Genomic DNA, 21,421 nt, shown 5'->3' on the forward strand with positions numbered 1-21,421 from the left:
AAAACCAGACAACCGTGTCTGAAGTACAAGAACACGATTGTGGGATTTGAGAGTCCTTCGGCCTCCAGCGGGAGCAAGCTCCCTCGCCACAGTTGATGAGCCTCAGCCCTTGCCCTTGGTCCGCGTCATATTCGGTCCACCATTCTTCTCCAGATGTTCAATGATGATCCCCGCGACATTCTTCCCGGTGGTGGTCTCAATCCCCTCAAGCCCCGGCGACGAGTTAACTTCCATCACCAACGGTCCGTGATTGGAGCGCAGGATGTCGACGCCTGCCACCGCCAGCCCCATGACCTTCGCCGCACGCAACGCTGTCATGCGTTCTTCCGGCGTGATCTTGATCAGGCTCGCGCTGCCACCGCGATGCAGGTTGGAGCGAAACTCGCCGGGCTTGGCCTGGCGCTTCATCGCTGCAATCACCTTGTCGCCGACGACGAAGCAGCGAATGTCCGCACCACCGGCTTCCTTGATGTACTCCTGAACCATGATGTTCTGCTTGAGGCCCATGAACGCCTCGATCACCGATTCCGCGGCCGTGGCGGTTTCGCACAGCACCACGCCGATGCCCTGGGTGCCTTCCAGCACCTTGATCACCAACGGCGCACCGTTGACCATTTCGATCAGGTCGGGAATGTCATCGGGGGAGTGGGCAAACCCGGTCACCGGCAAACCGATCCCGCGACGGGACAGCAATTGCAGCGAACGCAGCTTGTCCCGCGAACGGGCAATGGCCACCGATTCGTTGAGCGGAAATACCCCCATCATTTCGAACTGGCGCAGCACTGCGCAGCCATAAAAGGTCACGGATGCGCCGATCCGTGGAATCACCGCATCGAAACCTTCCAGCGGCTTGCCGCGGTAGTGGATCTGCGGCTTGTGGCTGGCGATGTTCATGTAGGCGCGCAAGGTGTCGACCACCACCATTTCATGGCCACGCTCGGTACCGGCTTCGACCAGACGACGGGTGGAATACAGACGCGGATTCCGCGACAGCACAGCGATCTTCATGCAACACCTGTGGAGGAGGTAGATACCGGGAACACCGGCTTGTCTTGTACATACTTGATGCCCGGATTGACCACCAACTGGCCGTGGATCAGGGCTTTGGAGCCGAGCAGCAGGCGATAACGCATGGACTTGCGGCAGGCGAGCGTGAACTCGACCCGCCAGACCCGATCACCAAGGGCCAGGGTGGTGCTGATCACGTATCGCACCTGCGCGTGACCGTTTGAGCTTTTAATGGTTTTCCTCGTCACCAGCGGTGCTTCGCAGCGCCGGTGACGCAACTGAACCACCGTGCCCAGGTGCGCCGTGAAGCGCACCCACTGCTCACCGTCCCGGTCAAATGTCTCGATGTCGGTGGCATGCAGGCTGGAGGTGCTGGCGCCGGTGTCGATTTTTGCCCGAAGGCCGGCGACTCCCAAATCAGGGAGCGCCACCCACTCGCGCAGACCAACAACGGTCAAATGGTCAAATGTCTTCAAAATTGCTCAACCGGTAGAAACCGCAGTGGCCGCAGGCGGCCAAATTCGCGGTATTCACGCAGAATAATGGTTAAAAGGCGACAGATATCTACAGCCCGGATTTCCAGTCTCGCAAGGAGGTTATGGAATGTCAGCATTGTAGTCCGGGATGGAGTAATTCTTGGTACGACAGAAACGGTAGTACAGTTCACCAATATTTCAGAATGAGGAAATTCCATGGCACAAAAAAACGAAGAGGACGACAAAGTCCGCCTCGATAAATGGTTGTGGGCTGCACGATTCTACAAAACCCGCGCCTTGGCCAAGGCGGCGATTGAAAGCGGCAAGGTGCATTGCCGGGGCGAGCGTTGCAAGCCGGGTAAAGAGCCGCGGGTCGGCGATGAGTTTGTGATCCGCACCGGTTTCGAGGAGCGCACGGTGGTGGTCCAGGCGTTGTCGATCGTTCGCCGCGGCGCGCCGCAAGCGCAGACCTTGTATGCCGAAACCCTGGCCAGCATCGCTAAACGCGAAGAGGCCGCGGCGCAAAGAAAAGCCGGAGCCCTGGGCGTGAGCACCGACGGTAAGCCGAGCAAGAAACAGCGGCGGGACTTGTTCAAGTTTCGTGGCAGCAGTAACGACGACTAATACAGATATTTCTCGGGCGAGTGCCGCGTACTCGCCCGGCCTCACCGCGTCTTAAGGCCAAGACTTGCAATTGACCCGTTGCGCATCCATATCTGTGCTTGGCCAGCAGTGCATCGCATGGACGATATCGCCGCTCGTCGAAAATCACACACAGTCTCTGACCTGTAGGCCATAACCACATTGCCAGCAGTGCGGGGCGGGAAACGACCCAAAACCCATCAGCGCTTGTTCCACCTTGCTTGGATCAGGCCCGGATTGTTCATAAAATGCCTTTCATGGCTGAACGTTGCGCACCCGAGGGGTGGCGCAGGGTAAATTTCTTGTTTCCTGTAACCTTTTTCACTAATTCAGATACCCAGACCTATGACCGATCACGCGGATAACGACTTCACCCAACGCTTCATCTTCGATGACAGCGACACCCGTGGCGAACTGGTCTCGTTGGAGCTCAGCTACGCCGAAGTCCTGGCCAAACACGCCTACCCGCAGCCGGTCGCGCAACTGCTCGGCGAGCTGATGGCGGCCGCATCGTTGCTGGTCGGCACGTTGAAGTTCGATGGCTTGCTGATTCTGCAGGCACGCTCCGAAGGCCCGATCCCGCTGCTGATGATCGAGTGCTCCAGCGAGCGCGACATCCGTGGCCTGGCCCGTTACGAGGCGGACCGGATTGCCCCCGACGCTACCCTGGCTGACTTGATGCCGGATGGCTCGCTGACATTGACCGTCGACCCGAAACGGGGCCAACGCTACCAGGGCGTCGTCGATCTGGATGGCGAAACGTTGTCCGACTGCTTCACCAACTACTTCGTCATGTCCCAGCAGATTGGCACCCGCATCAAGCTCTGCGCCGATGGTCGTCGTGCCCGTGGCCTGTTGCTGCAACAACTGCCGGCTGACCGTTTGAAAGACGAAGACGAACGCGCCGCCAGTTGGCAGCACATCACCACCCTGGGCGGTACGCTGACCGCCGATGAACTGTTGAGCCTGGACAACGAAACCGTGCTGCATCGCCTGTACCACGACGAGCAGGTGCGTCTGTTCGATGTGCAGAAGCTGCGCTTCCGTTGCAGTTGCTCGCGCGAACGTTCGGCCAATGCGCTGGTCAGTCTGGGTATGGAAGACGCGCAGCAATTGGTGGTCGAGCACGGTGGCAATATCGAAATCGATTGCCAGTTCTGCAATCAGCGCTACCTGTTTGACGCCGCGGATGTCACTCAATTGTTCGCCGGCGCGGGTATCGAGACGCCGTCAGATACCCGTCACTAAAACGGTTCAGCGCAGGTAAATTCACTGCCTTGCGCCGGATTAACGCCGTTACGACAGGAGGGGCCTACTCTTTTTGGGCTTTTCTGGCATAATCCGGCCCACTTTTTTCGCGGTAGTAGTGCACGACTTTCTACTACAAAAACGTTTGGAGCACTCGGCCACTGGCCGACGGGGAACCTCATGACGCAAGCCAACAATGCCGTGTACACCGATCTGAGTGTTGATGATCTGGTTAAAGAAGCCCTCAACCGCGGTGAAGGCGAGCTTGCCGATACCGGCGCACTGGTTGTTCGTACCGGTCACCGTACCGGCCGTTCGCCAGTCGATCGTTTCATCGTTGAAGAGCCAAGCACCCAGGCCGCCATCGCCTGGGGCCCGATCAACCGCAAGTTCCCGGCCGACAAGTTCGACGCCCTGTGGGCTCGCGTTGAGGCATTCAACAACGCGCAAGAGCATTTCGTTTCCCACGTGCATGTAGGTGCGGCTTCCGAGCACTACCTGGCCGTGAAGATGACCACCCAGACTGCCTGGCAGAACCTGTTCGGCCGTTGCCTGTTCATCAACCCGGCTCAGTACAACCCGGCGGGTCGTGACGAGTGGCAGGTCCTCAACGTTGCCAACTTCGAGTGCGTGCCAGAGCGTGACGGCACCAACTCCGACGGCTGCGTGATCCTCAACTTCGCACAGAAGAAAGTGCTGATCGCCGGCATGCGTTACGCCGGTGAAATGAAGAAAGCCATGTTCTCGGTGCAGAACTTCCTGCTGCCGGCTGCCGACGTACTGCCAATGCACTGCGCCGCCAACATCGGCGAAGAAGGCGACGTGACCCTGTTCTTCGGTCTGTCCGGTACCGGCAAGACCACCCTGTCGGCCGACGAAAGCCGTTACCTGATCGGTGACGACGAGCACGGCTGGGGCGAAGGCGTTGTGTTCAACATCGAAGGCGGTTGCTATGCCAAGTGCATCGACCTGTCCGAGAAGAACGAGCCGGTTATCTGGAAAGCCATCAAGCACGGCGCGGTATTGGAAAACGTCGTTATCGACGATGCCAAGCACGCCGACTACGCCGATGTCAGCCTGACCCAGAACAGCCGCGCCGCCTACCCGCTGGAGCACGTTGCCAAGCGCTCCGAGAAGAACCTCGGTGGCGAGCCGAACGCTGTGATCTTCCTGACCTGCGACCTGACCGGCGTACTGCCGCCAGTGTCGATCCTCAACGAAGAACAAGCGGCTTACCACTTCCTGTCCGGTTACACGGCTCTGGTCGGTTCGACCGAAATGGGTTCGGGCAGCGGCATCAAGTCGACCTTCTCCACCTGCTTCGGCGCACCGTTCTTCCCGCGTCCGGCCGGCGAATACGCTGAGCTGCTGATCAAGCGCATCCGCGGCTTCGGCTCCAAGGTCTACCTGGTCAACACCGGCTGGACCGGCGGTGGCTACGGCGTCGGCAAACGCTTCAACATCCCGACCACTCGTGCCGTGATCGCAGCGATCCAGAGCGGCGCGCTGATCGGTACCGAGACCGAGCACCTGGACACCATCAACCTCGACGTGCCAGTGGCCGTACCGGGCGTTGAGACTGGCCTGCTGAACCCACGCAACACCTGGGCCGACAAGCCATCCTACGACGAAGCCGCCAAAGCACTGGCCGGCCTGTTCATCGAGAACTTCAAGAAGTTCGAAGTGAGCGACGCGATCAAGGCTGCGGGTCCAAAGCTGTAAGTGTTGGATTGAGCTAACGAAAAAGCCGCCCCTAGGGGCGGCTTTTTTGTGCGCAAAATTCAGTTTTTCGCGGGCAAGTCAGAATGCGTCGGGCCGTTACAGACCTTCGAGCTCATCCGTGTCCCAGCGTTGGGCCTTGATGGCCCGGTAGAGCATGCCGATGGTCAATGGCACCTTGTCGCCGCGACCCTTGGCTTTGCGCTTTAGATTCAAGTCAAAGCCGTCGGGCTGGAAATAGCGATAGCTGTCGAAATCCACGAAATCGATGGAGAAGTGGTCTTCCAGGGTTTCGATCAAATGCCGGGCGTCTACACCCTTGCAGCCCAAATCGAAGTTGATCGAGGTGCCGAGGCTGATGGCTTTGCGTTCGGGGAAGCCGAGTTCTTCATGCAGCAGTTGCATGAGTTGCTGCATCAAGTGGTCGTCGGGGAGGTTGGGGGCGAGGTTCATTGCTTAGGCTCTGCTAATCGAAATGCAGGCGCCATATTATCCTGCTCACGTTTCGATAACCCCAAAGCCCCTGCTAGCGTTGGCCATTGGCTGACAACTTCTTTGAAGCTGTCGATGATGTTTTCTGCATCCGCACGACCGACCCGAAAATACTCCGCCACTTCTCGGGCCAGTTCCAGATCCAGTGCGTTATCGGTATCTGTGATGTTGAGCTTCAAGCCGTCGGCGTGGGCCACCGGGTTCATGTCATAGGCGGCAGACAATCGCCATCCCCGACCCGGATCAAGGATAAAACCATGGTTACGCAGGTGATCGTCGATGTTGGAGACCAGGATGTTGAACACAATCCGAGACCACAACTCTCGAAGGTCAGCGTTGGTTTGCGAGCCGTGCTCCATTAGCACTTCGGCTAACTCAAGGTAGCTCGCGCCGACGGAGGCATCGTCACCGTCAACGCGATCAGTCATGGTCATGCCTGAGGCAAAGTGCAGTCGGCCACCCCGTTCAGTGCGATCGAAGCGCTTGACCATGAAGCAGTGATGATCACTGGCATAGCGTCGGGCGATACCGGTCGCGACTCGCAGGCCACAATGATTGGCCAAGGCATTCACCACCAGTTCCCAAGCGCCAATGTCATAGTCATCGCGGGTGCTGGGGAACTTGGCAATCCACAAGTGACCGTGCTCGTCTGCAACGCTTGCCTTGGGGCGGGCGCCACCCAGTGAGCCTCCAGGTGCGATCAGCATTCTCAACCACTCGCGGCCATCGAGTGCGGTGTTGTCCGGATCGTTTTCCAGAGCTCGGCTTGCTTGTTCCAATGCCCGCAACTCAATGAAGGGTGGGGCGGCCACGCCATCACGATCATCGAGAAAGTTGCCTTGGTCATTGAGTTTGTAGCGGATCGCACCGACCCGATAGAGGTCATGTACGCCTAACAGGAAATCTGACTCGTGGAGCTTGCTGCCTTTGGCAGCCAAGCCGTCGCGGATATCGCGTTCCAGTCGTCGCTTCATCAGTAATTGGCCCCACCGATCCGGGCTTGAATCAGCGAACACGCCAAATCGGCTTTGATGTTGCCCCGGGAACTGACGACCTTCATAGAGCCCGATTCGGGGGTCCAGGGGTGTGAAGTTCAACTCGGGATCTGCCAGCGCAGCAGTGTCGTACTCAAACTCGAAGACTTCTGAGGAGCGGGCCTTTCGGGCATGCAGGAAACCGAGACGTCTGGGCCCATTCAAGGATTCCCAATCGGCATACACCGCAATTTGCGTCATTTCTCACCTGTCGTGGACTTGGTTTTTTTATTGGTCAACAGATTGGAAAGTGAGTGGGTGTTGAAGGGGTAGTCAGCGGATAGATCTGCTGTGGTGGCGCTTTCAGTCACTCCAGTGCCTTTTTCAGGTATTGGAGCATTTTTTTTCACTGCACTCGTTCTGCGGACTCGCTGGCTTGAGCCTGCGGTGGAAGTGGTCCTGGATTTCAGTTGTGCGTCCTGCAGTTGACGGCCCACTTCATCGGCTGCCGCGAGTTTGCTCAAGTCTTTTTCCAGACCCAGAACTTGCATGACAGACAGGTAGGCTCCGATGGTCACCCCTGAGCCACCTGATTCCAGGGAGCGCAAGGTTGTCAGGGACATGCCCGCCCTCTCAGCGACTTGTTTAGCGGTGAGTTTGCGGCGTAGGCGAGCGAGTTTCAGTCGCTCGCCGAACTCGGAAAGTAGTCTGGAAGCGGCGGGCAAGAGTGGAGCTGTCTTCTTGGCCATGTGCCAATATTCCTTCATTAATGCGCTATAACTGCCAGAATAATAGCACTTAAATGAAAAGGTGAGCTGCGATTGGGACATTGAAAAAGACACCCTTCTCGTGACGCTGACTTCCTTAAGGAATGCGTTCTAACTGCCATTATTCCAGCTGTTTTATATTAAAACAGCCGGAATAATTCCACTTAATCGCTCTGATGAATGGCGTCAGGCTGGGGCTTTCCAGTTGAGCATGCGTTGCTGGGCGACCTTGAGCAGGTCGCAGCCGTCCTGGGTCAGCAGGTAGAGCGCGTGGGTGATGTGCGGGATGTCTTCGAGGTCGCCGTGTTTGAAGCATTGGCAGTGCAGGGTTTGCAGCAGGTCGCTGGAGGCCCGGATGCGCTGGAGGGCGGCTTCGAGGATGTCTTGCGGGTTGGCCTCTGTGTCGATGATCAGGGCCGGGGTGTCGGTGAGGTTGGTGTGGAGTGGGCGGTAGCGATCAGTAAGCGGATTCCATGAATTCATTGTATTTATCCTCAAATGCATCAATTAATGCCGCCTCCATCGTGACCAAGCGATGGGAGGCGACTGTGTTCGGGTTGGTCAACCGGTGAGGATTCATACGCATACCCGGCACGCTCGAAGGCGTCCCAAACACAGCCACCATATAGCGTGCAGACACTAGAGGTGCCGGCAGCATACAACGGAGGGTAATGCGTATTCCATTCGGGTGACCAAGCCCAAGCCGCTGATTTGGCAGCGACAGTCCGGACTATATGTTCGAGCCACTGGCTGGCGATAGCCGACAAGTTGTCTTGTTTTGTAGGACCTTGCCGAAGCTTCCATAGGTCGTTGCTGACAGACTTATCCACAGTGCACCGCGTTATCGTTCTTCGCGAGCAGGCTCGCTCCCACAGGAGGATGTGGTGTTTTTCAGCCGGTGAATTTCGGCAAGCGCTGCCGGGCGATGTCGAGCAGGTCGTTGCCGTCCTGGGTCAGGAGGTACAGAGCGCCGACGATCTTGGGGATGTCGCTCGCTTCGGCCTGTTTGAAACATGTGCAATAAAGGGTTTCGAGCAGGTCGCTGGCGGCGCGGATGCGTTGTCGGGCGGCGTCGAGGATCTCGAAGGGGTCGGCCTCGGTATCGATGACCAGCACCGGGGTTTCGCTGTAGCGGGTCTTGAGTGGGTGGTAGCGGGTTGTCAGCGAGTCGGGTTTTTTCATTGAGTGGGTCCTGTGCGAAATCGGCAAGTGTTCCCGGCAGGCCGAGACACTGTTTTCAGCCGCGCTGGAAACTATAGGAGGGTATGGCGTTGCGGGACAAGACGGCTGAGATCGACAGGCTTTGTAAGGGTTTTGTCATATTTTGAGGAAGGGGACTACACGTTGGTGCTGGGTTTTCAACGTGGAATGGCGAGAGGTAAAAATGCTTACAGCGTTTTCAGCCGCTTCGCCGTAAATCTCGGTAGAGGGGGCCTCGGACAATGTCGGGTAATTCGAATTTTGCGGAGGGTGTGCTGGCCTCTTCGCGAGCAGGCTCGCTCCCACACTGATCTATGTTTGAGCATCAGAACCCTGTGCGTTGAAGATCAAATGTGGGAGCGAGCCTGCTCGCGAAAGCGATCTGCCAGTTACCCGATTCCTCAAGCCCTTTGAATCATCCGCTGTATCATCCCCTATCGTTTTTGCCCCCGACCTTTTCTCGACTCGCTGCGATCGCCGGTCAGGCTTTTGATTCCGCAGCGGTCAACGGAGTGACAGCTTATGCACAACACCCTGGAACAGGTTTTCGGTTATCCACAATTTCGACCCGGTCAGGAGGCGGCCGTCAGTGCCGTGCTGGCCGGGCGCTCGGCGGCGGCGATTTTCCCCACCGGTTCCGGCAAATCCCTTTGCTACCAATTGCCGGCGCTGTTGCTGCCGCACCTGACGCTGGTGGTCTCGCCGCTGCTGGCGTTGATGCAGGATCAGCTGGCGTTTCTGCAACGCCACGGCATCTCGGCGGGCAGTATCGATTCGGCCCAGAGCCGCGATGACGCCAGCGATGTCATGGCCCGGGCAAAATCCGGCGAACTGAAGATTTTGATGATCTCCGTGGAACGCCTGAAGAACGAGCGCTTCCGGCATTTTTTGCAGCAAGTACCGATCTCGTTGCTGGTGGTGGACGAGGCGCACTGCATTTCCGAATGGGGGCATAACTTTCGCCCGGACTACCTCAAGCTTCCCGACTATCAACGCCAGTTCAACATCCCGCAGGTGTTGCTGCTGACCGCTACGGCGACCCCCAAGGTCATCGCCGACATGCAGGCGAAGTTCGCCATCGCCGCCGCCGATGTGGTGACCACCGGTTTCTATCGCCCGAACCTCAATTTGCTGGTGGAGCCGGTTCGCGGAGCGGACAAGCGCCGGCGTCTGGTCGAGTGGATGAGCCAGCGTCCGGACCAGCCGAGCATCGTCTATGTGACCTTGCAGAAAACCGCCGAGCACATCGCTGAACACCTGAACCGCAACGGCATTCAGGCCGAGGCTTATCACGCCGGGTTGCCCCATGAGCAACGGGAAGCGATCCAGCGTCGCTTCATGGGCGGGCAGTCCAATTGCATCGTCGCCACCATCGCTTTCGGCATGGGCATCGACAAGAGTGACATCCGCAACGTGGTGCATTTCGACCTGCCCAAATCCATCGAAAACTACAGCCAGGAAATCGGCCGCGCCGGGCGTGACGGGCAGCCGTCGGACTGCCTGGTGTTGGCCAACCGCGACAGCCTCAACGTGCTGGAGAACTTCGTCTACGGCGACACACCCGAGCTGGATGGTATCCGTTGCGTGCTTGACGAGATGCATGCCGCAGCCACCGAAGGGCAGTGGGAGTTTCTGTTGGGGCCATTGGCCGATCAGAGCAATATTCGCCAGTTGCCGCTCAAGACCTTGCTGGTGCAACTCGAGTTGCGCGGGCTGATCGCCCCGCGCTACGCGTACTACGCCGAGTACCGGTTCAAGTATGTGCAGGAGCCCGAGGTGCTATTGGCGCGTTTCGAAGGCGAGCGCAGGGATTTTGTCGCTGCGATCATCCAGACCTCAAGCCGCGCACGGACCTGGGCCACGGTGAATTTCGAGGCGTTGTACGAACAGCATCAGGCCGAGCGCAGTCGGGTGGTCAAGGCGCTGGATTATTTCCAGGAGAAGGGCTGGGTGGAGCTGGAAAGCAAGCAGATGACCGAGGTCTACAGCGTGCTGCAAAGCGGGTTCGACAGCGTCGCGTTGGGCGAGGAACTGCACGGCTGTTTCACTCGGCATGAGCGCACCGAGGTCGCGCGGATTCACGCGATGCTGGACCTGTTCGCCACCGACCGCTGCCTGGGTTATCGCCTGGCCGAGTATTTCGGTGACCACAATGCACCGCAGCAATGCGGACATTGTTCGGTGTGTCATGGGCAAGTGGCGCGGCTACCGGCACCACCGGAGTTGCCGGCCCTTGTGGATAAGAATTTCGAGGCGCTGTGTGGCGGTTTTATCCACAGGCACGAGCAGCACACGGGCAACTTGCCCTCGGCTGAACGCGTGACACGGTTTCTGTGCGGGATCAGCGTGCCGTTGTTCACCAAGCTCAAGGCGCGGTCGATTCCCGGGTTTGCGGCGCTGGAGGATTATCCGTATGCCGGGGTGCGGGAGTGGGCCCAGCGGCATCTGGCAGGCTGAACCACAACCCTTGTGGGAGCGAGCCTGCTCGCGATGAGGCCGGCACATTCAACAGTGATGGCGACTGGCACACCGATATCGCGAGCAGGAATCTCAGGGCCTCGCAGGGGCACATCCATCCGCTGAATGTTGCTCATCACAGGAATAAATTTCAAAAAAACCCAGTGGCTGACTATGGTGATGGCTGTCTTCGGATCGCCAACAAGAGAACAAAACATGAGCCAGACACCGTCGAATATTCAGCGCGCCGCCGTCATCGGCGCGGGGACCATGGGCCGTGGCATTGTCATGTGCCTGGCCAACGCCGGAGTGGCCGTGCAGTGGGTCGACAATAATCCACAAATGCTGGAGCAAGCGCTGGCCACCGTAGCGGACACCTACGCCCACAACGTGCGCCAGGGCCGAATTGACCAGAGCGAAGCCGATGCCCGTGTCGCGCGCGTTACGGCGGCAGATAGTTATACGGCCATCCGCGATGTCGACCTGGTCATCGAAGCGGTGTACGAAAACCTCGAGCTCAAGCAGAAAATCTTCCGCGAGCTCGATGACCTGCTCAAACCCGAAGCCATTCTGGCCAGCAATACCTCGGCGCTGGATATCGACGCCATTGCTGCGGTCACACGCCGGCCGCAACAAGTACTGGGCCTGCACTTCTTCAGCCCGGCGCACATCATGAAGTTGCTGGAAATCGTCCGCGGTGCACAAACGGCGCCCGCTGTGCTCGACGCGGCGCTGGCGCTCGGCCAGCGCATGGGCAAGGTCAATGTGGTGTCGGGCAATTGCGACGGTTTCATCGGCAACCGCATGCTCAACACCTATGTGCTTGAAGCGCGAAAAATGCTGCTGGAAGGCGCTTATCCCTATCAGGTGGACGCAGCGCTGCAAGGCTTCGGTTTCGCCATGGGGCCGTTCCGCATGTTCGATGTGGTGGGCGTCGACCTGCAATGGCGCGCGCGCCAGTTATCCGGTATCGGGCAGGATGCGCCGCAAGTTCAGGTGGATAACCGTTTGTGTGAGCAGGGACGTTTCGGTCAGAAGAGTGGTAACGGTTTTTACCACTATGAACCGGGCAGTCGTCAGGCCGAACATGATCCACAGGTGGATGCGCTGGTGCTGGAAGTCAGTGAAGGCCTGGGGTTCCAGCGCCGCGAGATCGGCCCGGAAGAAATTCTCGAGCGCTGCTTGCTGGCACTGGTCAACGAAGGCGCGAAGATACTGCAGGAAGGCATCGCCGGGTCGGCTCACGATATCGATCTGGTCTACCTCAACGGCTACGGTTTTCCGGCAGACAAGGGCGGCCCGATGGCCTGGGCGGATCAGCAAGGGCTGGCGGACATTCATCGGCGCTTGATGGACCTTGAGACGCGTCAGGGCGATCACTGGCAACCGGCGCGGGTGATTGGTGAGCTGGTGGCGGCTGGCAAGGGCTTCGCTGACAAGTGACTGATGCGGCGCCTGCAAGGGCGCCTTCGCGAGCAGGCTCGCTCCCACACTGTTACTTCATGGCCTGTAAAATTTGTGTTCGGCGATGATCAAATGTGGGAGCGGGCTTGCTCGCGAAGAACGATAACGCGGTATTCGCCTTAGACTTGGCGAACCAACTCCAGGAAGCAACGCCAATGCCCCAACGCACCGACTACCCGCATTTCCAGCTCATCACCACCCGCTGGCACGACAACGACGCCTACGGTCACGTCAACAACGTTACCTACTACAGCTTCTTCGATACGGCGGTGAACACTTACCTGATCGAAGTCGGCGGCCTGGATATCCATCATGGTGAGGTGGTGGGGTTCGTGGTGAGCTCGGCCTGTGATTACTTTGCTTCCATTGCCTTCCCGGATCGCATCGAGATCGGTCTGCGGGTGGGCAAGCTGGGCAACAGCTCGGTGCAATACGAACTGGCCGTGTTCAAGCAAGGGGAAGGTGAAGCCTGTGCGGCCGGGCGCTTCGTGCATGTGTTTGTCGATCGAGCGGCGAATCAACCCGTGGCGATTCCTGCAGGGTTGCGCGGGGCGCTGGAGCGTCTGGTGGTTCAGTAAGGCAAAAAAATCGCAGCCCTTGGGCTGCGATTTTTGATGTACTCACCAGCGAGGCGCTCGGGGCCTTAGTCGCGGTAATACCTGTGGTGGTGCTTGCGATGGCCATAGGCATGGCCGCGGCCCGGATGGCCGTCACGGTAGTAACGACGATCACCATCGCCGCGATAGTAACGACGATCGCCGTCATCATCATTATCGTACTCTTTGCCCATGTGGTTACCCAGCGCGCCACCGGCGCCGCCGCCTGCTGCGGCGCCGATCAGGCTGCCGGTGGTGCCGCCCAAGCTGCGGCCGACCACGTTACCGCCTGCAGCACCCAACGCGCCGCCAATGGCTGCTTCGCCACGGCTGTGTTTGTTTGCGCCGACGGCGCTACCACCCGCGCCACCCAGGGCCGCGCCGATGGTGGAACCTGTACTGCCGCCTAACGACTGACCGACGACCGAGCCTAAAACCCCGCCCAATGCGCCGCCTACGCCGGCTTCGGTAGTGCCGCCAGCAGACGCAATACCGCTGACCAGGCCAAGGGACAACAAGAGAATCGAGGAGAACTTCATGGAGGAACCTCAAGGGGATGACGGCGCGATCCTGAGGCTCTGGAATGGGCGTGACAATCGAAATCCGACGAATAACACGACCTGTATACAATATTGCAAGTTACTGTTTTTTGGGTGGAACTTAACGTTTTTTTGCCGGTCTTTTACTTATTCGCAAAGGTCGTTTTCATGAGGAAACGGCCTTTTTGTGGGCGAAAGGAAAGTGCAGGGTCCGGAAAGTTTGTTGTTTGATCTACCGTATTCGCGGGCTTGCTCGCGAAGTGGCCGGCACAGACGAAGCGTTACGCCGACCTGGCCATGATCAGCCCGGTCTCACTCGCCGCGTCCAACCGGATCGCCACGAACTTCGACGTCGGCGTATGGCTGCCATCGCCGGTGCTTTCCAGCGGCACCAACGGGTTCACTTCCGGATAGTAGGCCGCCGCTTGCCCGGCCGGGATATCAAACGCCAGCAGCGTGAAGCCTTTTACCCGACGTTCAACGCCATCGTCCCAGAGCGAAACGATGTCCGCCTTTTGCCCCGGCTTGAAGCCCAGGCGAATGATGTCGGCTTCGTTGACGAACAACACGTCCCGCTGACCCTTCACGCCGCGATAACGGTCGTTGAGGCCATAGATGGTGGTGTTGTACTGATCGTGGGAACGCATTGATTGCATGATCAGGTCCGGCAGCACACCGGTGGCGCGGGTGCGTTCGTGCACCAGGTCTTTGGGCAGCGCGTTCGGGCGGAAATTGGCCCGGCCCGAGGCGGTGTTCCACTTGCGTGCGCCAGCACTGTTGCCCAGGTAGAAGCCGCCAGGGTTCTTGATCTTCTCGTTGAAGTCCTTGAAGCCGGGAATGGTCTCGGCGATCAGGTCGCGGATGCGGCTGTAGTCGGCTACCAGCCAGTTCCAGTCCACCGGGTGGTTGCCCAGGGTCGCGGCAGCGATGCCGGCCAGGATCGCCGGTTCCGAGCGCATCTGGTTCGACAGCGACTGCAGCTGGCCATTGGAGGCGTGGACCATGCTGAACGAGTCTTCGACGGTTATCGCTTGCGGGCCTTCGGTCTGGATATCAATGTCGGTGCGGCCCAGGCACGGCAGGATCAGCGCGTCCTTGCCGTGGGTCAAATGGCTGCGGTTGAGCTTGGTGCTGATCTGCACGGTCAGGTCGCAGTTTCGCAGTGCCTGGAACGTGCGTGGGCTGTCCGGCGTGGCTTGGGCGAAGTTGCCGCCCAAGCCGATGAAGACTTTCGCCCGGCCTTCAGCCATCGCATGAATCGCCTCGACCACGTTGTGGCCGTTGTCGCGTGGCACCTTGAACTGGAAGCGACGCTCCAAGGCATCGAGGAATGCAACAGGAGGGCATTCGTTGATGCCCATGGTGCGGTCGCCCTGCACGTTGCTGTGACCACGCACCGGGCACAGGCCGGCACCCGGCCGGCCGATGTTGCCGCGCAGCAGCATCAGGTTGGCGATTTCCTGGATGGTCGCCACCGAATGGCGGTGCTGGGTAATGCCCATGGCCCAGCACATGATCACGTTCTTGCCTTTGGCGTACATGCGCGCGGCTTGCTCGATTTCCACCAGGCTCAGGCCGGACTGCTCGACGATCTGCTCCCACGAGGTGTCGTCGATGACGGCCAGGTAATCCAGCACGTTGACGCTGTGCTCGTTGAGGAAGTCGTGGTCGAACACCGCCGGGGCACCGGTTTTCTGCGCGTCGCGCTCCCACAGCAGGAGGAATTTCGCCATGCCGCGCATGATCGCCATGTCGCCACCCAGGGCCGGGCGGAAGAACGCGGTGTTGGTCGGCTTGTCGCCGTTGGTGAGCATTTCGATCGCGTGCTGCGGATGCTGGAAGCGCTCCAGGCCACGCTCCTTGAGCGGGTTGATGCAAACCACTTGCGCGCCACGTTTCACCGCTTCGCGCAGCGGTTCGAGCATCCGTGGGTGGTTGGTGCCGGGGTTCTGGCCCCAGACGAAAATCGCATCGGCGTGTTCGAAGTCGTCGAAGGTCACGGTGCCTTTGCCGACCCCGACGCTTTGCGACATCGCGACACCGCTGGCCTCGTGGCACATGTTCGAGCAGTCAGGGAAGTTGTTGGTGCCGTAGGCGCGCACGAACAGCTGATAGAGGTACGCCGCTTCGTTGCTGGCCCGGCCCGAGGTGTAGAACTCGGCCTGATCGGGGCTCGACAGGCCGTTCAGATGCCTGGCGATCAGGGCGAATGCGGCGTCCCAACTGATCGGCTTGTAGCGATCGGTCTCGGCGTCATAGCTCATCGGCTCGGTCAGGCGGCCCTGATATTCGAGCCAATAGTCGCTTTGCTCCAGCAGCGAAGTGACGCTGTGTTTGGCGAAGAATCCGGCATCGACACGGCGTTTGGTCGCTTCCCAGTTCACCGCCTTGGCGCCGTTCTCGCAGAACATCACCATGCCGCCTTCCAGGGAATCGCCCCAGGCGCAACCAGGGCAGTCGAAGCCGCCGTTCTTGTTGGTCTTGAGCATCATGCGCAGGTTTTTCAGCGCGTTGTCGCTGGTCAACCAGGCCTGGGCCACGCTGATCAGTGCGCCCCAGCCACCGGCCGCGCCTTTGTAGGGCTTGTAGCGAGGGACGGGTTTCTGATCGGCTTGACGGTGTTGACTCACGCTTGATTCTCCAACGTTGGGCTGTAGACCCGCGGTGCATTCTTCTGTGGCAGATGGATGAGATTGAGGTTGTGGCGACGGGCCCATTGCACGGCAAGGCCCGTGGGCGACGACAGGCTGACCAGGGTCTGGATGCCGGCGCGCAAGACTTTCTGGATCAATTCGAGGCTGCAGCGGCTGGTGACAATCGCCAGGCCGCCAGCGGTCGGGATTTTTTGCCGGATCAGCCCGCCGATCAGTTTGTCGAGGGCGTTGTGCCGGCCGATGTCTTCGCGGCCGAGCAGTAACTCGCCCTTGTCATTCATGAACACTGCGGCATGCACCGCACCGCAATGTTGGCCCAACGGCTGGAAGGCGCCGATGCGCTCGCGCAGGCCATCAAGCCATTCGACCGGCGGCAACGGGGCGCCGGGCAATACCTGAAGGTCCGGCAGTGCCTGCTCGACCGCTTCCACACCGCACAACCCGCAACCGCTGGTGCCGGCCAGTTGCCGACGCTGCTGCTTGAGGTTCCAGAAGGCGCGGTTGGCGATGGTCACTTGTGCGTATTGCGCCGACCCCGAGCCGCTAAGTTGCAGGTCGTAGATATCCGTGGCGTCCTGGATGATGCCGCTGCCCAGGCTGAAGCCGACAATGAAATCTTCCAGGTCCGTGGGCGTTACCAGCATGACCGCCTGGCTGATGCCGTTGTAGGCAATCGCCAGCGCGACTTCCTCGGCCAGCGCGGTGCTGGCCGATTCGGAGTATTCGAGATTGCTATAGCTGTACGTCTGGCTTGCGGCGGGCGCGGGCGTTTCGAGGGCAGGCGCCGCGCATGCAGGGCGCTTGGTGTTCATGGCATCACCGACGGTTGGATCTGTATTAAGACTAGGCGTGGCAACTTGTCGCGTCTAATCGCTATTACTGATCTACCGATAGATACCGTCGATCAAGCGCCGATCAATGATTGTTGATAGATCGCGAAACAGGCCTCAGCCAAGGCCGAGCGTGGCGCGCTGCGACGCATGATCAGCCCCAGGCGGCCGAGGGTCTGGGCGTTTTCGATCGGTTGCAGGCGCAAGTGTTCGGTCAGCCCTTCGAGGCCACCGTCCAGTGGCATCACGGCGCAACACAGGCCGCCGTGCACCGCTTGTAACAGTTGATGGACGGCGTCGGTCTGCAACAACGGTTGTGGGGTGAGGCCACGGCTATGGAAGTTATGGTCGATGGACTGGCGAAAGTGCATGCCGCTGGTGAGCATGCCCAGTGGCAGCTCGATCAACGATTCCCAACTCAATGGCGCTTCGCCAAAGGTGAAGAAGCGTTGGTCGTAGAGCAGGCCCATGCGGGTTTCGCTGAAGGCCAGGGAGTCGAAATGTTCGGTGTCGAGGCGTTCCAGGTAGGAAACACCGAGGTCCAGGCGATTGTTCGCCAGTTGTTCGAGGATCTGTTCGGAACTCAGTGCCGAGAGTTCGAAACGCAGGTTCGGATGCTCTCCGTGCAGGCGTTGCAGCAGCGGCAGCGGATCGAAGCTCGACAGCGGCACCATACCCAGCCGCAACGTACCGACCAGATTGCCGCGACAGGCGGCCGCCTCGGCGTATAAGCCGTCGTAGGCCGCCAGCACGGTGCGCGCCCAGGCGAGCACACGCTCGCCCGGCGCGGTGAAGCCTTCGAAGCGCTGACCGCGATTGACCAGTGGCAGGTCGAGCTCTTCTTCGAGGCTGCGCAGGCGCATGGACAGGGTCGGCTGGGTGATGTGGCAGCGGGCGGCGGCCTGGCCGAAATGACGGGTTTCGTCGAGCGCGATGAGGAATTTCAGCTGCTTGATGTCCATCTGCGCTCCAAGGGGTGGGAAGGTGCGGATTCTATCGCATGCGGGGTCATTGGTCGGGTTGGATTCGTAAGTGACGACCGTGGTCTAGGCTTTGGCGTCTGGAATCCGAAACCCAAGGAGAGTGCACCATGAGTCTTTTGAGCTTTGTGAAGGAAGCAGGCGAAAAACTGCTGGATTTGCTGACGCCAGGCAACGCCAATGCCAGTGAGCAATTGAAGGCGCACATCAGCAAGGTCGGCTTGGGCAACCCGAATGTGCAGGCGACGGTCGAGGGTGACAAGGTCACGGTGACCGGTGAAGTGGCGAGTCAGGAAGAGAAGGAAAAAATCCTGCTGGCGGTGGGCAACATCGCCGGGGTTGGCAGCGTGGATGATCAGATTGCCGTGACCGGGCCTGTCGTTGCTGCCGCGCGCTTCGTGGTCGTGAAAAAGGGCGACACCCTCAGCGCCATATCCTTGGCTGTGTATGGCAGTGCCAACCAGTACAACAAGATTTTTGAAGCCAACAAACCGATGCTGTCGCACCCGGACAAGATCTATCCGGGGCAGTCGTTGCGGATTCCTGAGTAAGTCGTCAAACCGCGTGATGGCCATCGCGGGCAAGCCACGCTCCCACAGGATCTGAGCCGTTCACAAAGGATGCGAACGACGCAGATCCTGTGGGAGCGTGGCTTGCCCGCGAAGCAGACGCCTCGGTATCAAAGTCCTGCAATCAAATCCCGATAGTCCCCGACAGCGGCAAACTCCGCCGTGTCCTTCGGCCCCTTGCGGCTGTCTGGCTCGCGCACGGCCAGCAAATGCGCCACGCCAAAGTCCCGTGCGCTGCGCAGGATCGGCAAGGTGTCGTCGATGAACAGGCTGCGCGCCGGATCGAAATCGATATCGGCTTGCAGCGCATCCCAGAACTGCGGGTTTTCCTTGGGGAAGCCGTAGTCATGGGAACTGATCAAGCGTTCGAAGTAGGGCGCCAGTTCGATTTTTTCCAGCTTCAACGACAGCGCATCCCGATGGGCATTGGTGATCAGCACCACGCGCTTGCCGGCCCGTTTGATCGCCGCCAGAAAGGTGTCGGCATCCGGGCGCAGGGCGATCAGGTGCGCGGTTTCCAGTTTCAGATCGCGCACCGACAGCTTCAGTTCGGCGCTCCAGAAGTCCAGGCAGTACCACTGCAACTGGCCGGCATTGCGCTCGAACAAAGGCTGCAATTCCATCTCGGCCATGGCCCGGCTGACCCCGTGCAGTTCGGCGTAACGCTGGGGCAGGTGCTCCATCCAGAAGTGGTTGTCGAAATGCAGGTCCAGCAGCGTGCCGTCCATGTCCAGCAGAACGGTATCGATGTCGGACCAGGGTAATGAAGGCATGGCAGCGTCTCGGGCAGTAGAAAGATTTCTGGCGTAAACAATCGGGAAAGCCGCGTTATAGTAGCGCGTTCACGCCAAGGAGCTTTGCATGCGCCAGAAACCCACCATACTCGCCCGCGAAATTGTCGCCACCAGTCGATTGTTCTGCGTGGAAGAGCTGAAGCTGCGCTTTTCCAACGGCGTGGAGCGCACCTATGAACGCCTGGTCGGCAAGGGTGCCGGATACGGCGCGGTGATGATCGTGGCGATGCTCGATGCCGAGCATGCGGTGCTGGTCGAGGAGTATTGCGGCGGCACGGATGCATATGAAATGTCATTGCCCAAGGGTTTGATCGAGCCGGGCGAAGACGTGTTGGCAGCAGCCGAGCGTGAACTCAAGGAAGAGGCCGGTTTTGGCGCGCGGCAACTGGAGCACCTGACCGAGTTGTCGCTGTCCCCCGGTTACATGAGCCAGAAGATTCAAGTGGTGCTGGCCACCGACCTCTACGAAGCGCGTCTGGAAGGCGACGAGCCAGAGCCGATGCGAGTGGACAAGGTCAATCTGCGTGAACTCTCGGCGCTTGCACAAAACCCGCAATTTACCGAAGGCCGTGCCTTGGCGGCGCTGTACCTGGCCCGAGACCTGTTGACTCAGCGCGGAGCGTTCCAGCCATGAATTTCCCGCATCCGTTGATGGCGCCGGTCATTGAACTGGCCTTGCAGGCCGGTGATGCGATCCTGCCGTTCTGGCGCACAGGCACGGCCGTCACGGCGAAGGCTGATGACTCGCCAGTGACTGCTGCCGACCTGGCCGCGCACCACCTGATTCTGGCCGGGCTAACGGCGCTCGATCCGAGCATCCCGGTGCTCTCCGAAGAGGACGCCAACATTCCCCAAAGCCTGCGGGCCGGATGGCAGCGTTGGTGGCTGGTCGATCCGCTGGATGGCACCAAGGAGTTCATCAACGGTAGCGAAGAGTTCACCGTCAACATCGCTCTGATCGAAAACGGTCGGGTGGTGTTCGGTGTAGTGTCGATGCCGACCAACGGGCGTTTTTACGTCGGTGGTGCGGGACTCGGCGCCTGGCGTGGCGATAAAGGTGGCACGCCCGTGGCGATCAAGGTGCGTGATGCGTTAGCGCCCGGCGAGTCGTTCACCGTGGTGGCCAGCCGTCGTCATTCGAGCCCGGAGCAAGAGCGTTTGCTGGCCGGGTTGAGCACCAGCCTTGGCGAGCTGCAACTGGCCAATATCGGCAGTTCGCTGAAGTTTTGCCTGCTGGCCGAAGGGGCGGCGGATTGTTATCCGCGCCTGGCACCGACTTCCCAGTGGGACACGGCGGCAGCGCAAGGTGTGCTGGAAGGCGCGGGTGGTGAAGTGCTGGAGTTGAGCGGTGAGCCGTTCAGCTATCCGGCGCGGGAGTCGCTGTTGAACGCATTCTTTCTGGCGCTGCCGGCGAAGGCGGCTTGGCGGGAGAAGTTGTTGGAACTGGCACGGTCCTGAGATTCACACCTTTTTGTGGAGAGGGAGCAAGCTCCCTCGCCACAGGGTTTCTTACCGATCTGAAGTTCAGCGGTGCAACACGTACTGCCCGACAAACCTCACCGCATCCTCATCACGACCTTCATTGACGACCCGTGTATGCAGCGTCAACCGCGCTCGGCTGTATCGCTGGAAGGTGGTCAGGAATTTCTTCCAGATCACCGGGTCCGGCGCCTGGCAAATGGCGTTGGCATCCCCCGTCACCGGGAGCGGATAGCTGATCTGCCCTTCCTGAATCACGATGTGCCCGTCGGTAATGCCTTCTTCCTTGAGACGCAAATGCAGCCAGCCCCAACCGGCCAGGACCGCGCCGCAATACAGGCTGCCGCCGAACATGGTGCTCTTGTGGTTGACGTTGGCTTCCAGCGGCAAGTGCAGGCGCAGTTGCTGGTCATGCCAGTCGAGCACTTTGAGGCCCATGTCCCGGGTGAGGGGAATGTCGTGATGGAGAACGGATTCCAGTTGTCGACTGTCGCGGCTCATTCAGGGGCCTCTAGCGTGAAGTGGATGATTGG

Annotated in this window: 22 protein-coding genes; 9 read left to right on the forward strand and 13 right to left on the reverse strand. The window is 59.7% G+C overall.

All coding sequences use genetic code 11. The features are described from left to right. Window positions 1-102: 102 nt before the first annotated feature. Both rimK and rimB read right to left on the reverse strand, forming a co-directional pair. Window positions 103-1,008: a 30S ribosomal protein S6--L-glutamate ligase gene (gene rimK / locus AC3ITY_RS01105; protein ID WP_007972871.1), complete on the reverse strand. Its 906-nt coding sequence runs from the start codon at window positions 1,006-1,008 to the stop codon at window positions 103-105. Further along, window positions 1,005-1,484 (reverse strand): retropepsin-like aspartic endopeptidase RimB, encoded by a 480-nt coding sequence (rimB, locus tag AC3ITY_RS01110; RefSeq protein ID WP_150726445.1) that lies wholly within the window; start codon window positions 1,482-1,484, stop codon window positions 1,005-1,007. Before rimB ends, rimK begins: the two co-directional genes overlap by 4 nt. Window positions 1,485-1,700: 216 nt before the next feature. Between rimB and AC3ITY_RS01115 the strand changes: the two genes are divergently transcribed. The 3 genes from AC3ITY_RS01115 to AC3ITY_RS01125 all read left to right on the forward strand — a co-directional run bounded on the left by AC3ITY_RS01115 (window position 1,701) and on the right by AC3ITY_RS01125 (window position 5,096). Further along, the gene (locus tag AC3ITY_RS01115; protein ID WP_223457368.1) at window positions 1,701-2,108 is read left to right on the forward strand and encodes an RNA-binding S4 domain-containing protein; all 408 of its coding nucleotides are present in this window, start codon (window positions 1,701-1,703) and stop codon (window positions 2,106-2,108) included. 363 nt (window positions 2,109-2,471) lie between these two features. Then, a complete protein-coding gene (hslO, locus tag AC3ITY_RS01120) occupies window positions 2,472-3,374 on the forward strand; it encodes an Hsp33 family molecular chaperone HslO (RefSeq protein ID WP_095942248.1) in 903 nt (300 codons plus the stop codon). Between the two features lie 180 nt (window positions 3,375-3,554). Continuing rightward, window positions 3,555-5,096, forward strand: coding sequence for a phosphoenolpyruvate carboxykinase (locus tag AC3ITY_RS01125; RefSeq protein WP_150726442.1), 1,542 nt, complete (start codon window positions 3,555-3,557; stop codon window positions 5,094-5,096). A gap of 96 nt (window positions 5,097-5,192) precedes the next feature. Here AC3ITY_RS01125 and AC3ITY_RS01130 read toward each other — a convergent pair whose 3' ends face one another. The 5 genes from AC3ITY_RS01130 to AC3ITY_RS01150 all read right to left on the reverse strand — a co-directional run bounded on the left by AC3ITY_RS01130 (window position 5,193) and on the right by AC3ITY_RS01150 (window position 8,508). Beyond that, window positions 5,193-5,546 (reverse strand): DUF1493 family protein, encoded by a 354-nt coding sequence (locus AC3ITY_RS01130; RefSeq protein ID WP_489307177.1) that lies wholly within the window; start codon window positions 5,544-5,546, stop codon window positions 5,193-5,195. After that, the gene (locus tag AC3ITY_RS01135) at window positions 5,543-6,820 is read right to left on the reverse strand and encodes a type II toxin-antitoxin system HipA family toxin (RefSeq protein ID WP_489307179.1); all 1,278 of its coding nucleotides are present in this window, start codon (window positions 6,818-6,820) and stop codon (window positions 5,543-5,545) included. Before AC3ITY_RS01135 ends, AC3ITY_RS01130 begins: the two co-directional genes overlap by 4 nt. After that, window positions 6,817-7,308, reverse strand: a complete 492-nt coding sequence (locus AC3ITY_RS01140) for a helix-turn-helix domain-containing protein (RefSeq protein ID WP_489310744.1) — start codon at window positions 7,306-7,308, stop codon at window positions 6,817-6,819. The genes AC3ITY_RS01135 and AC3ITY_RS01140 overlap by 4 nt, the downstream gene beginning before the upstream one ends. A 204-nt stretch (window positions 7,309-7,512) precedes the next feature. After that, the gene (locus AC3ITY_RS01145) at window positions 7,513-7,809 is read right to left on the reverse strand and encodes a hypothetical protein (protein ID WP_489307180.1); all 297 of its coding nucleotides are present in this window, start codon (window positions 7,807-7,809) and stop codon (window positions 7,513-7,515) included. Between the two features lie 408 nt (window positions 7,810-8,217). Beyond that, window positions 8,218-8,508: a hypothetical protein gene (locus AC3ITY_RS01150; RefSeq protein ID WP_489307182.1), complete on the reverse strand. Its 291-nt coding sequence runs from the start codon at window positions 8,506-8,508 to the stop codon at window positions 8,218-8,220. 540 nt (window positions 8,509-9,048) lie between these two features. Here AC3ITY_RS01150 and AC3ITY_RS01155 point away from each other — a divergent pair. The 3 genes from AC3ITY_RS01155 to AC3ITY_RS01165 all read left to right on the forward strand — a co-directional run bounded on the left by AC3ITY_RS01155 (window position 9,049) and on the right by AC3ITY_RS01165 (window position 13,025). Next, window positions 9,049-10,983, forward strand: coding sequence for a RecQ family ATP-dependent DNA helicase (locus tag AC3ITY_RS01155; RefSeq protein ID WP_489307184.1), 1,935 nt, complete (start codon window positions 9,049-9,051; stop codon window positions 10,981-10,983). Between the two features lie 216 nt (window positions 10,984-11,199). Continuing rightward, the gene (locus AC3ITY_RS01160) at window positions 11,200-12,426 is read left to right on the forward strand and encodes a 3-hydroxyacyl-CoA dehydrogenase (protein ID WP_489307186.1); all 1,227 of its coding nucleotides are present in this window, start codon (window positions 11,200-11,202) and stop codon (window positions 12,424-12,426) included. A 176-nt stretch (window positions 12,427-12,602) separates the two neighbouring features. Next, window positions 12,603-13,025, forward strand: a complete 423-nt coding sequence (locus AC3ITY_RS01165) for an acyl-CoA thioesterase (protein WP_489307187.1) — start codon at window positions 12,603-12,605, stop codon at window positions 13,023-13,025. A 65-nt stretch (window positions 13,026-13,090) separates the two neighbouring features. Here AC3ITY_RS01165 and AC3ITY_RS01170 read toward each other — a convergent pair whose 3' ends face one another. From AC3ITY_RS01170 to AC3ITY_RS01185, 4 genes are all read right to left on the reverse strand, one after another. After that, the gene (locus tag AC3ITY_RS01170; protein ID WP_489307189.1) at window positions 13,091-13,582 is read right to left on the reverse strand and encodes a glycine zipper domain-containing protein; all 492 of its coding nucleotides are present in this window, start codon (window positions 13,580-13,582) and stop codon (window positions 13,091-13,093) included. Window positions 13,583-13,863: 281 nt separating this feature from the next. Continuing rightward, window positions 13,864-16,212, reverse strand: coding sequence for an FdhF/YdeP family oxidoreductase (locus tag AC3ITY_RS01175; RefSeq protein ID WP_489307191.1), 2,349 nt, complete (start codon window positions 16,210-16,212; stop codon window positions 13,864-13,866). After that, window positions 16,209-17,048, reverse strand: coding sequence for a formate dehydrogenase accessory sulfurtransferase FdhD (fdhD, locus tag AC3ITY_RS01180; protein ID WP_489307192.1), 840 nt, complete (start codon window positions 17,046-17,048; stop codon window positions 16,209-16,211). Before fdhD ends, AC3ITY_RS01175 begins: the two co-directional genes overlap by 4 nt. Before the next feature lie 92 nt (window positions 17,049-17,140). Continuing rightward, window positions 17,141-18,028 (reverse strand): LysR family transcriptional regulator, encoded by an 888-nt coding sequence (locus tag AC3ITY_RS01185; RefSeq protein ID WP_489307193.1) that lies wholly within the window; start codon window positions 18,026-18,028, stop codon window positions 17,141-17,143. A gap of 128 nt (window positions 18,029-18,156) precedes the next feature. Here AC3ITY_RS01185 and lysM point away from each other — a divergent pair, with 128 nt between their 5' ends. Beyond that, window positions 18,157-18,597 carry a peptidoglycan-binding protein LysM gene (gene lysM / locus AC3ITY_RS01190; protein ID WP_223457418.1) on the forward strand — a complete coding sequence of 147 codons (441 nt, stop codon included), beginning with the start codon at window positions 18,157-18,159 and terminating at the stop codon, window positions 18,595-18,597. 128 nt (window positions 18,598-18,725) lie between these two features. Here the strand turns inward: lysM and yrfG are convergent, their stop codons facing one another. Continuing rightward, entirely contained in the window at window positions 18,726-19,388 is a 663-nt protein-coding gene (gene yrfG / locus AC3ITY_RS01195) for a GMP/IMP nucleotidase (protein WP_150755608.1), read from the reverse strand. Window positions 19,389-19,476: 88 nt separating this feature from the next. Here yrfG and nudE point away from each other — a divergent pair, with 88 nt between their 5' ends. Then, window positions 19,477-20,043: an ADP compounds hydrolase NudE gene (gene nudE, locus AC3ITY_RS01200; RefSeq protein WP_489307194.1), complete on the forward strand. Its 567-nt coding sequence runs from the start codon at window positions 19,477-19,479 to the stop codon at window positions 20,041-20,043. Further along, a complete protein-coding gene (cysQ, locus tag AC3ITY_RS01205) occupies window positions 20,040-20,867 on the forward strand; it encodes a 3'(2'),5'-bisphosphate nucleotidase CysQ (RefSeq protein ID WP_489307196.1) in 828 nt (275 codons plus the stop codon). Before nudE ends, cysQ begins: the two co-directional genes overlap by 4 nt. A 66-nt stretch (window positions 20,868-20,933) precedes the next feature. Here the strand turns inward: cysQ and AC3ITY_RS01210 are convergent, their stop codons facing one another. Continuing rightward, window positions 20,934-21,389 carry a YiiD C-terminal domain-containing protein gene (locus AC3ITY_RS01210; RefSeq protein ID WP_008003181.1) on the reverse strand — a complete coding sequence of 152 codons (456 nt, stop codon included), beginning with the start codon at window positions 21,387-21,389 and terminating at the stop codon, window positions 20,934-20,936. Window positions 21,390-21,421 lie beyond the last annotated feature (32 nt).

The sequence above is a fragment of the Pseudomonas sp. GL_091 genome, assembly GCF_057837725.1.

Excerpts from the sequence above, each read along its gene's own strand:
- AC3ITY_RS01160 (WP_489307186.1), top strand. The coding sequence starts at position 11,200 with ATGAGCCAGACACCGTCGAATATTCAGCGCGCCGCCGTCATCGGCGCG.
- AC3ITY_RS01125 (WP_150726442.1), top strand. The coding sequence starts at position 3,555 with ATGACGCAAGCCAACAATGCCGTGTACACCGATCTGAGTGTTGATGAT.
- AC3ITY_RS01170 (WP_489307189.1), bottom strand. The coding sequence starts at position 13,582 with ATGAAGTTCTCCTCGATTCTCTTGTTGTCCCTTGGCCTGGTCAGCGGT.
- AC3ITY_RS01150 (WP_489307182.1), bottom strand. The coding sequence starts at position 8,508 with ATGAAAAAACCCGACTCGCTGACAACCCGCTACCACCCACTCAAGACC.
- AC3ITY_RS01130 (WP_489307177.1), bottom strand. The coding sequence starts at position 5,546 with ATGAACCTCGCCCCCAACCTCCCCGACGACCACTTGATGCAGCAACTC.
- lysM (WP_223457418.1), top strand. The coding sequence starts at position 18,157 with ATGAGTCTTTTGAGCTTTGTGAAGGAAGCAGGCGAAAAACTGCTGGAT.
- AC3ITY_RS01135 (WP_489307179.1), bottom strand. The coding sequence starts at position 6,820 with ATGACGCAAATTGCGGTGTATGCCGATTGGGAATCCTTGAATGGGCCC.
- AC3ITY_RS01210 (WP_008003181.1), bottom strand. The coding sequence starts at position 21,389 with ATGAGCCGCGACAGTCGACAACTGGAATCCGTTCTCCATCACGACATT.
- AC3ITY_RS01185 (WP_489307193.1), bottom strand. The coding sequence starts at position 18,028 with ATGGACATCAAGCAGCTGAAATTCCTCATCGCGCTCGACGAAACCCGT.
- AC3ITY_RS01165 (WP_489307187.1), top strand. The coding sequence starts at position 12,603 with ATGCCCCAACGCACCGACTACCCGCATTTCCAGCTCATCACCACCCGC.
- nudE (WP_489307194.1), top strand. The coding sequence starts at position 19,477 with ATGCGCCAGAAACCCACCATACTCGCCCGCGAAATTGTCGCCACCAGT.
- hslO (WP_095942248.1), top strand. The coding sequence starts at position 2,472 with ATGACCGATCACGCGGATAACGACTTCACCCAACGCTTCATCTTCGAT.
- AC3ITY_RS01145 (WP_489307180.1), bottom strand. The coding sequence starts at position 7,809 with ATGAATTCATGGAATCCGCTTACTGATCGCTACCGCCCACTCCACACC.
- fdhD (WP_489307192.1), bottom strand. The coding sequence starts at position 17,048 with ATGAACACCAAGCGCCCTGCATGCGCGGCGCCTGCCCTCGAAACGCCC.
- AC3ITY_RS01155 (WP_489307184.1), top strand. The coding sequence starts at position 9,049 with ATGCACAACACCCTGGAACAGGTTTTCGGTTATCCACAATTTCGACCC.
- yrfG (WP_150755608.1), bottom strand. The coding sequence starts at position 19,388 with ATGCCTTCATTACCCTGGTCCGACATCGATACCGTTCTGCTGGACATG.
- AC3ITY_RS01140 (WP_489310744.1), bottom strand. The coding sequence starts at position 7,308 with ATGGCCAAGAAGACAGCTCCACTCTTGCCCGCCGCTTCCAGACTACTT.
- AC3ITY_RS01115 (WP_223457368.1), top strand. The coding sequence starts at position 1,701 with ATGGCACAAAAAAACGAAGAGGACGACAAAGTCCGCCTCGATAAATGG.
- cysQ (WP_489307196.1), top strand. The coding sequence starts at position 20,040 with ATGAATTTCCCGCATCCGTTGATGGCGCCGGTCATTGAACTGGCCTTG.
- rimK (WP_007972871.1), bottom strand. The coding sequence starts at position 1,008 with ATGAAGATCGCTGTGCTGTCGCGGAATCCGCGTCTGTATTCCACCCGT.